Here is a 15,719-nt window from a genome sequence, read left to right on the forward strand (position 1 = left end):
CGCTACGCTGGCGTCGTGTCCACCAGAGATCAGCTTCTGTTCACGTACGGCACGCTGCGGGACGAGGATGTGCAGCTCGACACCTTCGGCCGCCTTGTCGACGGCGACGACGACGAACTCGTCGGCTACGTGCTCGGTGATGCCCCGATCGACGACCCGCGGGTCATCGAGCTCTCGCGGTCGGCGCTGCACACCATCGCGATCGCGACGGGGAACGACGCCGACCGGGTGCCCGGCACCGCGCTGTGGATCAGCGAGGACGAACTGGCCTCGGCCGACGACTACGAGGTCGCGATCTATCGTCGCGTGCAGGCGCGGCTGGCCAGCGGCCGCACCGCGTGGACGTACGTGAGCGCATGAGCACCGCACCCGCCGATTCCGTCGCCGTGCTCGGCGCGGGCCGCGCGCCCGCCGAGTGGATGCCGTTCGCCACCGCCCAGACGAGCCTGGGCGGGAGCGACGTCACCGTCGTGCAGGCCGTGCACGACAGCTGGGAGCTGCGCATCGTCCGGGTCGATGTCGAGGGCATCTCCCCCGGCGTGCGCTTCACCGCGCCCGCACTGCCGGCCGCCGATCCCGAGGCGCTGTGGGTGACCGAACTGCACCAGGGTGTGGACCTATGCGCAGGACGCGGCACCGACGCCGAAGAACATTCCGAGGTGCGCATGATGGTGCCCTGGGACGGCGAGGTGACCCTCGTCGACGCCCCCGCGCAGCAGATGATGCCGCAGGTGACCGTGCACGACATCCCGGGCGGCTACCCGGTGATCATCGCGGTGCGGCGCGGCCCCGATCCGCCGCCGGTGCCGCAGGTGGACGAGGGCCAGATCGGCGAGGACGGGAAGCCGATCCGCCTCCGCCGCACCGGTTCGCTGATCCCCGAGATCGAGATCGCACCCGACGGCGACGGCGGGCATGACGTCTCCGTGCGCTGGCCCGACAAGGTGCGCGAGGTCGTGGCGGTGCCCGGGCGCTGAATCTCAGAGCCGCGCACCGTCCTTGTACACCGCGTGCACGAGGGGCACGCCGGGGCGGTAGGCCAGATGCGTGCGGCTGGGCGCATCGAGCACGACGAGGTCGGCACGTGCACCGGGCGCGAGGTGCCCGATGTCGTCACGGCGCAGGGCCACCGCTCCTCCGGCCGTGGCCGCCCAGACCGCCTCCGGCACCGTCATCCCCATCTCGCGGACGGCAAGGGCGATCATGAGCGGCATCGAGCTCGTGAAGCTCGTCCCTGGATTGCAGTCGCTGGCGAGGGCCAGCGTGACGCCCGCGTCGATGAGTCGCCGCGCATCGGGATAGGGATGGCGCGTCGAGAACTCGACGCCCGGCAGCAGGGTCGCGACCGTGCTCGAACCGGCGAGCGCCGCGACGTCGTCGTCGCTCAGGTAGGTGCAGTGATCGACGGATGCCGCACCCAGCGACACCGCGAGCCGCACGCCGTCGCCCGGGCCGAGCTGGTTGCCGTGCACACGCGGGACGAGGCCCCGGGTCATGCCCGCCTCGAGCACCTGCCGTGACTCGGCGGCGGTGAAGGCACCCGTCTCGCAGAACACGTCGACCCACTTCGCGTGCGGCGCGCAGGCCGCGAGCATGGGGCCGGCGACCAGCTCGACGTACTCATCGCGCGCGTCGGCATACTCCGCGGCCACGACGTGTGCGCCGAGGAACGTCACCTCGGGCGTGACCTCGGCCGCCAGCCGCGCCAACCGCGCCTCGTCGTGCACGGTCAGGCCGTACCCGGTCTTGATCTCGAACGTGGTCGTGCCCTGCGCGTGCAGCTCCGCGACGAACCCAGCCAGGCGGCGGCGCAGCTCGTCGTCGCTCGCGGCACGCGTCGCGGCGACCGTCGTGCGTATGCCGCCGGCAGCATACGGCTGCCCCGCCATGCGCGCGGCGAACTCATCGGCGCGGTCGCCGCCGAACACGAGGTGCGTGTGGCTGTCGACGAAGCCCGGGAGGACGGCGCGGCCCGCGGCATCCACCATCTGTTCGACGACGGGAGCGGATGCCGCGGGCCCGGCCCACGCGATACGGGAGCCCTCGATCAGCACGGCGGCATCACGCAGCGTGCCGCACGGGTCGTCGGAGGCTGCGACGTTCGTCGTCAACTCGCCGATGTTCGTGATGAGCGTCGCGGTCATGCCTGCGCCTCTCGGTTCATGCGGGCCTTCGGGTCACGGTACCGCCGACGATGGTCGCTGTGACATCCGCCGCGCGGGCCACGAGCGGCAGCTGCAGCGGGTCGGCGCCGCGGGTGCGGGCGGTCCGGGCATCCACTGCCACCGCATCGAACGGGTCGCCGACGCGCAGCCCCGGCGCAGCGTGCCCGTGCGATGTCTCTCCGCCCAGCCCGAGCGCACGCGCCCCGCCGGCAGAACCCGCGTGCCACAGCTGCTCGGGCGTGAAGATCCCGCGCCGCTGTGCGCGCAGCCGCTGATCGAGCTCGAGGCGCGCGACCTCTTCGAAGGGGTCGATGACGGCGTGCTGATCCGATCCGATCGCGAGCGTCACCCCCGCGTCGCGCAGCTCGGGTGCGGGCCCGATGCCGTCGCCGAGGTCGGCCTCGGTCGTCGGGCACATGACGACCGAGGCACCGGCATCGCCAAGCAGCGCGATGTCGTCGGCGGTCAGGTGTGTCGCATGCACGGCGGCGAGCGTCGGGCGCAGCAGGCCGTGCTCGGCCAGCAGTCGTGTGGGGGTGAGTCCGTAGGCGGCGACGCACGCGTCGTTCTCGGCGGTCTGCTCCGAGACGTGCACGTGCAGCGGCACATCGGCGGGCAGCCCGCGGCCGATCACCTCGAGGTCATCGGGCGTCACCGCACGCACCGAGTGCACCGCGGCGCCGACCGTCACCAGGTCGCTGTATCCGGCGAGCGCCTCGCGCAGCGCCTGCCAGCGCTCCAGCCACGCGTGCGCGTCGGTGTCACCGAAGCGCCGCTGCCGGTCGGAGAGCGACGCGCCCACTCCCCCGCGCAGATAACAGGTGTCCAGCAGCACGAGCCGGATGCCGGCGGCCACGGCCGCCTCGGCGAGCGCCCGCTCCATCGCGTGGTCGGGGTACGGCGTGCCGTCGGGCCGGTGGTGCACGTAGTGGAACTCGCCGACGGCGGTGTATCCGGCATCCCGCATCTCGGTGAACACCCGCGCGGCGAGCGCACGGTACGTCTCGGGAGTGAGTGCCGCGGCCTCGCGGTACATCCGCTCGCGCCAGACCCAGAAGTCGCCGCCCTCGTCGTGCGTGCGCCCGCGCAGCAGCCGGTGGAACGCATGCGAGTGCGCGTTGACGAAGCCCGGCACGACGACATCGAGTGCGAGGTCGTCCGGCCGCGGCGGCACCCCCGACACGATCTCGGCGATGACACCGTCACGCGCCGTGATCCGCACGTCGGCCGCGAATGCGCCGTCGACGAGCGCCGCGTGGGCGTGCACAGCGACCACGGCGGTCATGCCGCCCCCGCCAGCTCGCGCAGCGTCGCGGCGAGCGCCCGCGCTCCGGCCTCGCAGTCCGCATCACGCGCCCCCTCGCCCGGCGCGTGCGAGACGCCGGTCGGATTGCGCACGAACAGCATCGCCGTCGGAACGACGGACGACAGGATGCCGGCATCGTGCCCCGCCCCGGTGGGGATCGAAGGCACCGCGCCGAACTCCGGCCGCAGCGCCGCCGCTACCCGGGCCGTCAGGGCGGCGTCGAAGTCGACGCGCGAGGTGAACGACTCCTCGTGCACGACGAGGGTGCATCCCTCCGCCTCGACACCCGCGCGCGCCCCGGCGAGCACCGCGTCGAACAGCGCGCGCACGTCCTCGTCGTGGTCGGCGCGCAGATCGAGCCAGGCGACCACGCGCGAGGCGATGACGTTGGTGCCGCCGGGGACGACCTGCACCTTGCCGATCGTGCCGCGTGCCGGCGGGCGGGCGCGCGCGGCCTCCTGCACGGCGAGCACCGCGCGGGCCGCGGCCACGACGGGGTCGGCGCGCTGGTCCATGGTCGTGGTGCCGGCGTGGTTGCCCTCACCGGTGATCTCCAGGCGCCAGCGGCCGTGCGGGATGATCGCCGACGCGGTCGAGACCGGAATGCCGCGGTCCTCGAGATCGCGCCCCTGTTCGACGTGCAGCTCGATGAACGCCGCCAGCCGCGCGACGCGGTCGGGGTCGGGGCCGACGGCGGCGACATCACGCCCGGACGCGCGCCACGCGTCTTCGAGGGTGAGGCCCGCGGCATCCGCCCTCACCAGCGCCGCCGCGGGCTCGACAGCTCCGGTCAGCAGCCGCGTCCCCAGGCACGGCAGGCCGAACCGCGAGCCCTCCTCCTCGGCGAACGCGCACACCGCGACCGGGCGTGGGGGCGTGAAGCCCTCGGCCTGCAGCTGCGCCACCGCCTCGAACGCGGCCGCGATCCCCAGCGGCCCGTCGTACGCGCCGCCGCCGGGCACCGAGTCCAGGTGGCTGCCGGTCGCCACTGCGCCGTCACCGGGCGCTCCCCACCACGCCCAGAGGTTCGCGTCACCGTCCTCCTCGACCGCCAGCCCCAGGGCCGACGCGCTACGACGGAACCAGTCACGTAGCGACGCATCGGTCGCATCGAGCAGGTGCCGCGAGTAGCCGCCGCGCTCGGCATCCCGCCCGATGTCGGCGATCTCGGCGAGGCGGTCGGTGACGGTCACCGGTCAGCCCTCCGGCAGCATCGGGACCTTCAGTCCCCGCTCGCGGGCGATCTCGCGCGCGTGCTCGTAGCCCGCGTCGACGTGCCGCATCACGCCCGAGCCCGGGTCGTTGGTCAGCACCCGCTCGAGCTTCTCGGCCGCGAGCGCCGAGCCGTCGGCGACCGTGACCTGCCCGGCATGGATCGACCGGCCGATCCCGACGCCGCCGCCGTGGTGGATCGACACCCACGACGCCCCCGACGAGGTGTTCAGCAGGGCGTTCAGCAGCGGCCAGTCGGCGATGGCGTCCGAGCCGTCTTTCATGGCCTCGGTCTCGCGGTACGGCGAGGCGACCGAGCCCGAGTCGAGGTGATCGCGCCCGATCACGATCGGCGCCGACAGTTCGCCGGAGGCCACCATCTCGTTGAACTTCAGCCCTGCCAGGTGCCGCTCCTTGTACCCGAGCCAGCAGATGCGGGCAGGCAGCCCCTCGAAGTGCACGGTCGAGCCGGCCTTCTCGAGCCACCGGTGCAGCGGCTTGTCGTCGGGGAACAGCTCGGCGATCGCCCGGTCGGTCTTGTAGATGTCCTCCGGATCGCCGGAGAGCGCCGCCCAGCGGAACGGGCCGCGCCCCTCTTCGAACTGCGGGCGGATGTACGCCGGCACGAATCCCGGGAACGCGAACGCACGCTCGCATCCGCCCAGTTCCGCCTCGGCGCGGATCGAGTTGCCGTAGTCGAACACGGCGGCACCGGCATCCAGGAATCCGACCATCGCACCCACGTGCGCGGCCATCGACTCGCGCGCGCGACGCGTGAACTCCTCGGGGTCGCGGGCTGCGGCATCCTTCCACTCGTCGAACGCGACGCCGGTCGGCAGATACGCCAGCGGATCGTGCGCGCTCGTCTGGTCGGTGACGATGTCGATCGGGATGCCGCGGGCAAGAAGCTCGGGGAAGACCTCGGCCGCGTTGCCGACGACACCGACGGAGAGTGCCTCGCCGGCGTCTTTGGCGGCGAGGACGCGTGCGACGGCCGCATCGAGGTCGGTCGTGTACTCGTCGAGGTAGCCGTGCGCGACACGGCGGGCCAGGCGCGACTCGTCGACGTCGACGATGAGCACCGTTCCCTCGTTCATCGTGACCGCCAGCGGCTGCGCGCCGCCCATGCCGCCGCAGCCCGCGGTCAGCGTCAGGGTGCCGGCGAGCGAGTCGCGGCCGAGCGAGCGTGCGACGGCGGCGAACGTCTCGTACGTGCCCTGCAGAATGCCCTGCGTGCCGATGTAGATCCACGAGCCCGCGGTCATCTGGCCGTACATCGTCAGCCCCAGCGCCTCGAGCCGGCGGAACTCGGGCCACGTCGCCCAGTCGCCGACGAGGTTCGCGTTCGCGATCAGCACGCGCGGCGCCCACTCGTGCGTGCGGAACACGCCGACCGGCTTGCCCGACTGCACGAGCAGCGTCTCGTCGGGCTCGAGCTCGTCGAGCGTGCGTACGATGGCATCGAACGCCTCCCAGCTGCGCGCGGCGCGGCCGCTGCCGCCGTAGACGACGAGGTCGTCGGGGTGCTCGGCCACTTCGGGGTCGAGGTTGTTCATGAGCATGCGCTTGGCGGCCTCGGCGCCCCAGCTCTTCGCGGTGCGCTCGGCGCCGCGCGGCGCCTTCACCGGACGTGCTCCGTTCATCGGTGTCCTCCTTCGGACGCGGAATCGGTGGTGGATGCCGCGGCCTGCGCCACGGCGTGGAATGCGGCGGCGCGCACGGCGCCGGAGGCGACCAGGTCGGTCGCCGTCTCGATGTCGGGGCTGACGAACCGATCGTGACCGGGGCCCGCGATGCCCTCCTGTCGGAGCAGGTCTCGCACGGCTCCCGTGCCCGGACCCGCCTGCAGCGGCGCGCGCAGGTCGAGCGCACGGCTGCCGGTGATGACCTCGACCGCGAGCACCCGCGCGAGGCCGTCGATCGCGCGGCGCAGCTTGCGGGCGGCCGACCAGCCCATGGACACGTGGTCCTCCTGCATGGCCGACGACGGGATCGAGTCGACCGACGCCGGCACCGCGAGCCGCTTGAGCTCGGAGACGATGCCCGCCGCCGCGTACTGCGCGATCATGAGGCCCGAGTCGACGCCGGCCTCGTCGGCGAGGAACGGCGGCAGCTCGCGGTTGCGCGCCACATCGAGCGCGCGGTCGGTGCGGCGCTCGGAGATGCTCGCGACATCGGCGACCGCGATGGCGAGGAAGTCGAGCACGTACGCCACCGGCGCGCCGTGGAAGTTGCCGTTCGACTCGATGCGCCCGTCGAGCGTGATGACCGGGTTGTCGACCACGGCCTGCAGCTCGCGGCCGGCGATCAGCCGCGCGTGGTCGGCGGTGTCGCGCGCGGCGCCGTGCACCTGCGGCGAGCAGCGGAGCGAATAGGCGTCCTGCACGCGGCCGTCCTCGGGCCCGCGGTGGCTCTGCACGATCGGCGACGGCTCGAGCAGCGCGCGCAGGTTCTCGGCGGACCGCGCCTGCCCGACCTGCGGACGCAGCGCCATCAGGTCTTCGGCGAAGACGGCGGCGGTGCCCATCTGGCTCTCGATCGAGAGGGCGGCGGCGATGTCGGCCGTGTCGAGGAGCACGTCGAGGTCCGCGAGCGCGAGCAGCAGCATCCCGAGCATGCCGTCGGTGCCGTTGATGAGGGCGAGGCCCTCCTTCTCTTCGAGCACGAGAGCGGGGATGGATGCCGCGGCCAGGGCGGCGGCGGCATCCACCTTCTCTCCCGCCACGCGCACATCGCCCTCGCCCATCGCGGCCAGCGCGATGTGCGCGAGCGGCGCGAGGTCGCCCGAGCAGCCGAGCGAGCCGTACTCGCGCACGATCGGGACGATGCCGGCGTTCAGCAGCGCGGCGTAGGTCGTGACGACCTCGGGACGCACGCCGGTGCGGCCGCTGGCCAGGGTCTGCAGACGCAGCACCTGCAGCGCACGGACGACCTCGTCCTCGACCTCGGCGCCGGTGCCAGCGGCGTGCGAGCGGATGAGGCTCGCCTGCAGCTGCCGCCGCCGGTCGGGCGCGATGAAGGTGGTGGTCAGAGCACCGAAACCGGTCGAGACGCCGTAGTGCGGGGCGGGGTCGTCGGCCAGGCGCTCGATGAGCGCACGGCTCTCGGCGACGCGCGCGAAGGCGGCCGGGGCGATCTCGACGCGGGCGCCGTCGCGGGCGACCGCGACGACCTCTGCGGGGGTGAGGGGGGCTGCGCCCACGGTGACGATGGTCGTGCTCATGTCTTGATTCCACACCGAGCGGATGCCGCGCGGGAGAGGTCTGTGGCATCCTGTGTCTGTGATCCCAGACAAGGTGCCCGCGGCGGATCAGACGCTGCGGATCCTGTCGTTCCTCGCACGACAGCGCGGGCCGGTCGCCGCCCGCACGATCGCGACGCAGCTGGAGCTGCCGCGATCGACCGTCTACTTCCTGCTCGCCACCCTCGAGCATCACGGGTTCGTCGTGCACCTGGAGCGCGAGCGGCGCTGGGGCCTGGGCACCGCGGCGTTCGAGCTGGCCGGTGGCTACGCCCGGCAGGAGCCGCTGGCCCGACTGGGTCGCCCGCTCGTCGCGGCGCTGGCCGACCGCGTGGGCGAGAGTGCACACCTGGCCGTGATGACCGGGCGCGACGTGCTGTACATCGTCGAGGAGCGCGCGCCGCGGCGCCCTGCCCTGGTCACCGACGTCGGGGTGCGGCTGCCCGCGCACCTGACCGCGACCGGGCGCGCCATGCTGGCGGCGCTTCCCCGCGAGCAGGTGCGGGCGCTGTATCCGGATGCCGCGGCCTTCGCCGATCGCACCGGTCGAGGACCCGCCCGCCCGGTCGAGCTGCGCGAGCTGCTGCGCCACGTGCGCGCGGACGGCTATGCGTCGGAGGATGGCGAGGTCACGCTCGGCCTGCGGTCGGTGGGCGCCGTGGTGACCGACCATGCGGGGTGGCCCGCCGCGGCGATCGCGGCGACCTGGCCCGAGGAGGCCGGCCGGGACCCGGCATCCCTCGCCGTCGAGGTGCGCGCCGCGGCGGCCGAGCTGGCCCGCCGCATCTCGGGGCGGTGAAGCGCCGCCCGACACGCTGAGACTGCAACAGCCGAGTGAGACAGCGGGTGCTCTCCGCTCCCTCACCTCGCAGTTGCAGTCTCACCGCGGGAGAGGAGGGCGGAGCGGACGCGGTGTCAGTCCACGCGCTCGACGGTGCCGCGGGTCAGGTGCACGAGCTCGGCGAACGTCAGCGGGAACACCGCGTGCGGCGTGCCGGCCGCAGCCCAGATCCGGTCGTACGACGCCAGATCACGGTCGACGACGGTGGTCACCGGCGCCGGGTGGCCGGTGGGTGCGACGCCGCCGATGGCCTGGCCCGTGGCATCCCGCACCTGCTCGGGCGTGGCCCGCTGGATCTTCTGCCGTCCCAGCCGCTGTGCCAGTGCCTTCGTGTCGACGCGGTGCGCGCCGCTGGTCATGACCAGGAGCGGCTCGTCGTCCGACCAGAAGACGAGGCTGTTGGCGATCGCGCCGACCTCGACGCCGAGGGCCGCGGCCGCGAGCGGTGCCGTGGCGGCCGAGTCGGGCAGGACGACGATCTCACCGGGAATGCCGGCGGCACGCAGCGCGGACTCGACGAGCCGCGCGCGGGTGGGGAGCTGGTCGGGCATGGTGTCAGCTTAGGGCGGTCCGCGGCGTGTTCATCTCGCAGGAAGAATTCGCCCGAGACCCCCGACACGCCGGCCGACACGCCCGGGATCGCACTTCTATCCTGCGAGACGAACATGAGGGGTGTGGATGCCGCGGCCCCGGCGGTCGCGCGGCTCAGGCCGCCCGCATCCGCCGCAGGCCCGTCACGGCGCGGATCACGGCGTCGGCATGCCAGAAGATGTCTTCGGCGATCGGCCGGTAGGTGACGAACCCGCGGGCAGCGGCGGCCTGATCGCGTCGCCGATCCTCTTTCTGCTTCTCCCATCCCGCATGGTGCGCCTCACTGTCGCATTCGACGATCAGCCACCCGTCGACGAGAAAGTCGACGCGCCCGACGCCCCTGATCTCCACCTGGCTCTGCACCCGGCATCCCAGTCGTCGCAGGATGAGGCGCATCAGGCTCTCCGCACCCGATTCGGCGGCGGCATCCAGGTGCTTCCGAAGCACCCGCAGCCTGCGCGGGAGGGCCGCGAACACCTCATCGAGCTGTTCGTCGGAGACGAGTCCGAGGTGCATCGCCGAGTCGAGCGTCGCGATCGCGGCGCGTACCGACTGACACCGGACGGCCTGCGTCAGGCACTCCACGATGTCGGAGTTCGCCCACCCGTCCAGGCCGGCGGCGATCCAGTGCACGCGGACACCGTGATCGACGGTCCGCAGCCGGGCACTCGTGTACGGCACGGCGACATGCACATCGTCGTGTTCGAGCACGAAGACACCCCACCGAGCCAGTTCGGAGACGCACGAGAGCCGTCCGCCGATCCGGCACGCCGACACGACCTCGTCCGGGGCACCAGGCTCGAGATAGGATCCCTCGCGGGGCCGGATCAGATCGCCCGACGCTACTCCCGCCGTCAGCCCGCGGGGCTTCCATCCTGCACGCAGCAGCTCACGCCGCGACCTCACCGGCCAGTGCTGCGGCACGGACTTCTTCTCCTTGCGACGGCGCCGCACGAAGGCGTCCGGCACCGCGGGGCGCTCGGTGCGGCCCTTGTGCTGCGGCATCCTTCGATCGTGTCCGCCGTCGTGCGGTCACGGAGCAGTCCCTCCCGGATCTGTGGACAACTCGCACCCTGTGGAGGAACCGATGCGCCGCCCGGCGTGTTCATCTCGCAGGAAGAATTCGCCCGAGACCCCCGACACGCCGAGCGACACGCCCGGGACCGCACTTCCATCCTGCGAGACGAACGGGAGGGGTGTGGATGCCGCGGGCCGGCACCCCGACGGCGGATGCCGCACCCCCGACATCGCGCGAGGTGCCCCGGGCACTTCCACCGTGCACAATGGAGGGGGATGCCGCGAAGCCGCGGCACCGCAGAGCACAGCCCACAAGGCCAGCCGAAAGAGGACGCGATGACGCACACCCTGCCCCTGCCCGATTTCTCCCACGAGCGCGTGGAGGTGATCACGGGTCCGCGCAGCGGCCTCATGATCACGGTCGCCCTGCACTCGTCCGCCCTCGGCTCCGCACTCGGCGGCGCGCGGCTGTGGGCGTACCCGCACTGGAGCGACGCGCTCGGCGATGCGCTGCGGCTCTCTGCGGCGATGACCCTGAAGAACGCCGCGGCCGGCCTCGATGCGGGCGGCGGCAAGTCGGTGCTGCGCCTGCAGCCCGGCGAGACGCTCGACGCCGATCGGCGCCGGGCCGCGTTCCTCGACCTCGGCGACGCCGTCGAGACGCTCGGCGGTCTGTACCGCACCGCCGAAGACGTCGGTTCGACGGCGGAGGACATGCTCACCGTCAGCGAGCGCACCGCGCACGTCGTCGGGCTGCCCGACACCGCCGGCGGCGAGGGCGAACCGGCCGGCCCCACGAGCCTGGGCGTCTACGAGTCGCTGCGCGCGACGATCGAGCGCGTCACCGGCTCACCCGATGTCGCGCAGCGGCGCGTCACGATCTCGGGGCTCGGCCAGGTGGGCAGCCGCCTCGCCCAGCGTCTGTCGGCCGAGGGCGCACTGCTCACGGTCACCGACGTCAACCCCGCGAAGAAAGACCTCGCCGCGCGCCTGGGCGCGACCTGGGTCACGCCCGGCACCGAGCACCACGTGCCCGGCGACGTGTTCGTCCCCGCGGGCATCGGCGGGGTGCTCGACGACGAAACCATCGACGCCCTCGCGGTGAGGGCCGTGTGCGGCCCGGCGAACAACCCGCTGGCCGATCGCAGCGGCGCCGCGCGGCTGGCCGGCCGCGGCATCCTCTACGCACCCGACTTCGTCGTCAACGCGGGCGGCGTGATCTATCTCGATCTCGAGGCGAAGCACCACGGCACCCGCGACGAGATCATGCAGCGCGTGAGCGGCATCGGCGACACGCTGCGCCGCATCTTCGACGAGGCCGAGGCCGCGGGCACCACCCCGCTGGACGCGGCCGAGCAGCTCGCCGCGCAGCGCCTGGACGGCGCGCGCGCCGCGCGGGTCTAGAGTCGGCCCCGGCGGCCCGTCACTCGGGCCGCCGGGAGGTGCGACGATGCTCAAGTTCCTGATCCTCGGAGTCCTCGGACTCCTCATCGTGGTGAGTCTGCTCGCTGCCGCGCTGGGCACGGCCGGGTGGTGGGTGCTCGTGGCGGTTGCGGTGCTGCTGCTGGTTCTGGCGATCCATGACCTCGTGCAGCGCAGGCACTCGATCCTGCGCAACTACCCGGTCATCGGGCATCTGCGGTTTCTGCTGGAAGACATCCGCCCCGAGATGCAGCAGTACTTCATCGAGCGCAACTACGACGGACGTCCGTTCGACCGCGATACCCGCAGCGCGATCTACGAGCGCGCCAAGGGGCAGAAGGAAGAGCAGCCGTTCGGCACCGAACGCGACGTCTACCGCCCCGGTTACGAGTACCTCGTGCACTCGACCGCGCCGGTCGACCCCCTCCCCGACGAGCCGCGAGTGCACATCGGCGGTCGCGAATGCACGCATCCCTATGACATGTCACTGCTGAACGTGTCGGCGATGAGCTTCGGCGCACTGTCGGCCAACGCGATCCTGGCACTCAACGGCGGCGCCGCGAAGGGCGGCTTCGCACACGACACCGGCGAGGGCGGCATCAGCGAATACCACACACGCTGCGGTGGCGATCTCGTCTGGGAGCTGGGCAGCGGCTACTTCGGTGCCCGCACCGACGACGGCGGCTTCGACGAGAAGCAGTTCGCCGAGAAGGCGGCGATGGATGCCGTCAAGCTGGTGTCCCTCAAGCTCAGCCAGGGCGCGAAACCGGGCATCGGCGGCGTGCTGCCGGCGGCGAAGGTCTCGCCCGAGATCGCCCGCGCCCGATCGGTGCCGGTCGGCGTGAAGTGCGTGTCGCCGGCCGCGCACAGGGTGTTCTCCACCCCGCGCGAGCTCGTGCTGTTCCTCGCGCACCTGCGCGAGCTCGCCGGCGGCAAGCCGGTCGGCTTCAAGCTGTGCGTGGGATCGCGCGCCGACGTTCTGGCGATCTGCAAGGCGATCCTCGCCGAGGGCACCGCCCCCGACTTCATCATCGTCGACGGCGGCGAGGGCGGCACGGGCGCCGCGCCTCTGGAATACGAGGACCACATCGGCACCTCGCTGACCGAGGGCCTGCACATCGTGCACAATGCGCTGGTCGGCACCGGCCTGCGCGGGCAGATCCGAATCGGCGCGAGCGGCAAGGTCTCCACCGGCATCGACATCGTCAAGCGGCTGTGCCAAGGGGCCGACTACACGAACTCGGCGCGCGCCATGATGATGGCCGTCGGCTGCATCCAGGCGCAGCTGTGCCACACCAACACGCGCCCGGTGGGCGTGGCCACCCAGGACCCGAAGCGGATGCGCGCCCTCGACGTGCCCGACAAGACCGAGCGCGTGTACCGCTACCACCGCGCGACGATCGCCCAGGCGCTCCAAGTGATGGCGTCGATGGGCGTGCACTCCCCCGCCGAGCTGAACGCCGCCATGCTGCGCCGGCAGGTCGACGTCTCGACGGTCCACAGCTATGCCGAGCTGCAGCCGGGACTGCGGCCCGGGCAGCTGCTCGACGAGCCGCCCGCGGACTGGGCGTCGGACTGGCGGGATGCCGATCCCGACCGGTTCGGCGTGCCCCGCGCCACGGCAGCGTGAGGGGACTCGGTTCCGCAATTCGTGAAACCGAGTCCACGTGGCATGATGGACCCACCCGACGACGACGTCGGGTGCCGGAACCAGCACCGGCGCGCACGAAGATCAAGGGAGAAGCCTCGTGTTCCACAGTCCGTTCCCCGACGTCGAGATTCCCGACCTCAGCGTCTACGACTACCTGTTCGGCGATCTGACCGCCGAGGACTCCGCCCGCGTCGCCCTCGTCGATCCGGCATCCGGCGCCGAGACGACGTATGGCGCCCTCAAGGCGCAGATCGACGCGTTCGCCGGGGCGCTGGCCGCGCGCGGCGTCGACACGAACACGGTGGTCGGCCTGCTGTGCCCGAACGCCCCGGTCTTCGCGACCGTCTTCCACGGCATCCTGCGACTGGGCGCCACGGTCACGACGTTCAACTCCCTGTACACCGCGGGTGAGATCCAGAAGCAGATCGAGGATGCCGGAGCCACCTGGCTCGTCACGGTCGGCCCGCTGCTGCCCCACGCCGCCGAGGCGGCCGCGGCTTGCGGCATCCCCGACGACCATCTCATCGTCCTCGACGGCGCCGAGGGACACCCCGACCTCCGCAGCCTGCTCGGCGAGCAGCAGACGCCGCCCGAGGTGAGCTTCGACCCCGCCACACACCTCGCCGTGCTGCCGTACTCGTCGGGCACCACGGGCATCCCCAAGGGCGTCATGCTCAGCCACCGCAACCTCGTCGCCAATGTCGAGCAGTCGCGCATCAACATCGACCTGCGCGAGACCGACCGGGTGCTGGCGGTGCTGCCGTTCTTCCACATCTACGGCATGACCGTCCTCCTGAACCTGGCCCTGCGCCAGCGCGCGAGCCTGGTGACGATGGCGCGGTTCGACCTGCAGGAGTTCCTCGGGAACATCCAGACCTACGGCTGCACGTACCTGTACATTGCGCCGCCCATCGCGGTGGCGCTCGCCAAGCACCCGATCGTCGACCAGTACGACATCTCGACGGTGCACACGGTGTTCTCGGGCGCCGCCCCGCTCGACGGCGAGACCGCAGAGCTCGCCGGCAGCCGCATCCATGCCCGAATGATGCAGGGGTACGGACTGACCGAGACCAGCCCCGTCACGCACGCGATGCCGTACTCGCGTGACGACATCCCGGTCAGCTCGGTGGGCACGCCCCTGCCGAACACGATCTGCAAGATCGTCGACCCCGACACCGGCGACGAGATCACCGAGTTCGGCGAGGACGGCGAGACGGCACCCGGCGAGCTGTGGATCAAGGGCCCGCAGGTCATGATGGGCTACCTCAACAAGCCCGAGGCCACCGCGAACGCGATCGACGCCGACGGCTTCTTCCACACGGGCGACGTCGCCACGGTCAACGAAGGCGGCTGGTTCACCGTCGTGGATCGTGTCAAGGAGCTCATCAAGTACCACGGCTACCAGGTGCCGCCGGCGGAGCTCGAGGCCCTGCTGCTGAGCCACCCGAAGGTGGCGGATGCTGCGGTCATCGGTGTGCTCGACGACGAGAAGCAGGAGATCCCCAAGGCGTTCATCGTGCCGGCCGCCGGTGCCGAGCTCACGGAGGATGAGGTCAAGTCCTTCGTGGCCGAGCGCGTCGCGCCGTACAAGAAGGTGCGGCAGGTCGAGTTCATCGACGCGATCCCGAAGTCGAGCGCGGGAAAGATCCTGCGCAAGGACCTGCGCGCTCGCGAGCACACCACGGCATGAGATCTCGGTGAGGGTCGGTGGGGTCGTCCGTGCGGGCGACCCCACCGTCGTCTGAGCGGCCTATCCTGAGGGATGAGTTCCACTCGTCGATGAGGAGGGCCTTGCGATGACCGAGAAGTACATTCCGACCACCACGCACAGTGCCTGGGGTTCGGGCAATCCGCACCTGATCGTGAGCGGACCGGACGGCCACGGCGAGGTGACGCTCGACAGAGACCTCGTGCGCATCGGCTCGTCGGGCGACGTCGAGTGCCGCATCACCGGGCTCGAGCCGTTGCACGCCGAGATCCACCACGATCCGAACGACGAGTACGTGCTCGTGCTGCATGGGCCGGCGCAGACCAGTGCCCGGCACGAGCCGGTGCCGTCCATCGGCAACAAGCCGGGCGAGATCCTGCGGTCCGGTGCTCGATTCGTGCTCGGCGAGTGGGCGTTCATCTACGAGCGCGACGAGTACGCCGACCACGGTCTGCCGTACGGCGGGCGCGAGGGCGGGGAGGGCTCGCAGGAGCGCCATCAGCCGCCGCGGCCCGACTACACGGGCGAGCACCCGGTCATCCGCACCGCGGACGACGCCTCCTGA

General features: G+C 71.9%; 14 protein-coding genes. 7 read left to right on the forward strand and 7 right to left on the reverse strand.

Annotated features, from left to right (window positions below; translation table 11 throughout):
* The first annotated feature begins 15 nt into the window (after positions 1 to 15).
* The gene (locus ABMQ42_RS07730) at positions 16 to 360 is read left to right on the forward strand and encodes a gamma-glutamylcyclotransferase family protein (protein WP_349722333.1); all 345 of its coding nucleotides are present in this window, start codon (positions 16 to 18) and stop codon (positions 358 to 360) included.
* Complete coding sequence (locus tag ABMQ42_RS07735; RefSeq protein ID WP_349722334.1) at positions 357 to 977, forward strand: hypothetical protein; 621 nt, start codon at positions 357 to 359, stop codon at positions 975 to 977. The genes ABMQ42_RS07730 and ABMQ42_RS07735 overlap by 4 nt, the downstream gene beginning before the upstream one ends.
* Before the next feature lie 3 nt (positions 978 to 980).
* On the opposite strand, the gene hutI is transcribed toward ABMQ42_RS07735, so the two are convergent.
* The 5 genes from hutI to hutH are packed head-to-tail and all read right to left on the reverse strand — an operon-like array spanning position 981 to position 7,906.
* Positions 981 to 2,144, reverse strand: a complete 1,164-nt coding sequence (gene hutI / locus ABMQ42_RS07740) for an imidazolonepropionase (RefSeq protein WP_349722336.1) — start codon at positions 2,142 to 2,144, stop codon at positions 981 to 983.
* 16 nt (positions 2,145 to 2,160) lie between these two features.
* Entirely contained in the window at positions 2,161 to 3,450 is a 1,290-nt protein-coding gene (locus ABMQ42_RS07745) for a formimidoylglutamate deiminase (protein ID WP_349722338.1), read from the reverse strand.
* Positions 3,447 to 4,664, reverse strand: a complete 1,218-nt coding sequence (locus ABMQ42_RS07750) for an allantoate amidohydrolase (RefSeq protein WP_349722339.1) — start codon at positions 4,662 to 4,664, stop codon at positions 3,447 to 3,449. The genes ABMQ42_RS07745 and ABMQ42_RS07750 overlap by 4 nt, the downstream gene beginning before the upstream one ends.
* Positions 4,665 to 4,667: 3 nt before the next feature.
* Positions 4,668 to 6,326 carry a urocanate hydratase gene (gene hutU, locus ABMQ42_RS07755; RefSeq protein ID WP_349722341.1) on the reverse strand — a complete coding sequence of 553 codons (1,659 nt, stop codon included), beginning with the start codon at positions 6,324 to 6,326 and terminating at the stop codon, positions 4,668 to 4,670.
* The gene (hutH, locus tag ABMQ42_RS07760; protein ID WP_349722342.1) at positions 6,323 to 7,906 is read right to left on the reverse strand and encodes a histidine ammonia-lyase; all 1,584 of its coding nucleotides are present in this window, start codon (positions 7,904 to 7,906) and stop codon (positions 6,323 to 6,325) included. Before hutH ends, hutU begins: the two co-directional genes overlap by 4 nt.
* A 22-nt stretch (positions 7,907 to 7,928) precedes the next feature.
* Between hutH and ABMQ42_RS07765 the strand changes: the two genes are divergently transcribed.
* The gene (locus tag ABMQ42_RS07765; RefSeq protein WP_502884644.1) at positions 7,929 to 8,723 is read left to right on the forward strand and encodes an IclR family transcriptional regulator; all 795 of its coding nucleotides are present in this window, start codon (positions 7,929 to 7,931) and stop codon (positions 8,721 to 8,723) included.
* A 116-nt stretch (positions 8,724 to 8,839) separates the two neighbouring features.
* Here ABMQ42_RS07765 and ABMQ42_RS07770 read toward each other — a convergent pair whose 3' ends face one another.
* Both ABMQ42_RS07770 and ABMQ42_RS07775 read right to left on the reverse strand, forming a co-directional pair.
* Complete coding sequence (locus tag ABMQ42_RS07770; RefSeq protein ID WP_349722345.1) at positions 8,840 to 9,316, reverse strand: YbaK/EbsC family protein; 477 nt, start codon at positions 9,314 to 9,316, stop codon at positions 8,840 to 8,842.
* A gap of 154 nt (positions 9,317 to 9,470) precedes the next feature.
* Positions 9,471 to 10,361 (reverse strand): putative endonuclease domain-containing protein, encoded by an 891-nt coding sequence (locus ABMQ42_RS07775; RefSeq protein WP_349722346.1) that lies wholly within the window; start codon positions 10,359 to 10,361, stop codon positions 9,471 to 9,473.
* Between the two features lie 348 nt (positions 10,362 to 10,709).
* Here ABMQ42_RS07775 and ABMQ42_RS07780 point away from each other — a divergent pair, with 348 nt between their 5' ends.
* The 4 genes from ABMQ42_RS07780 (at position 10,710) to ABMQ42_RS07795 (ending at position 15,719) form a co-directional block, all read left to right on the forward strand.
* Positions 10,710 to 11,777 carry a Glu/Leu/Phe/Val dehydrogenase family protein gene (locus ABMQ42_RS07780; protein WP_349722347.1) on the forward strand — a complete coding sequence of 356 codons (1,068 nt, stop codon included), beginning with the start codon at positions 10,710 to 10,712 and terminating at the stop codon, positions 11,775 to 11,777.
* A 46-nt stretch (positions 11,778 to 11,823) separates the two neighbouring features.
* On the forward strand, positions 11,824 to 13,425 hold the full coding sequence (locus ABMQ42_RS07785; protein ID WP_349722348.1) for an FMN-binding glutamate synthase family protein: 1,602 nt from the start codon (positions 11,824 to 11,826) through the stop codon (positions 13,423 to 13,425).
* Positions 13,426 to 13,543: 118 nt separating this feature from the next.
* A complete protein-coding gene (locus tag ABMQ42_RS07790; RefSeq protein ID WP_349722349.1) occupies positions 13,544 to 15,136 on the forward strand; it encodes an AMP-binding protein in 1,593 nt (530 codons plus the stop codon).
* 106 nt (positions 15,137 to 15,242) lie between these two features.
* Positions 15,243 to 15,719, forward strand: a complete 477-nt coding sequence (locus ABMQ42_RS07795) for an FHA domain-containing protein (protein ID WP_349722350.1) — start codon at positions 15,243 to 15,245, stop codon at positions 15,717 to 15,719.

The organism is Microbacterium sp. KR10-403, assembly GCF_040196215.1.
GTDB lineage: Bacteria > Actinomycetota > Actinomycetes > Actinomycetales > Microbacteriaceae > Microbacterium.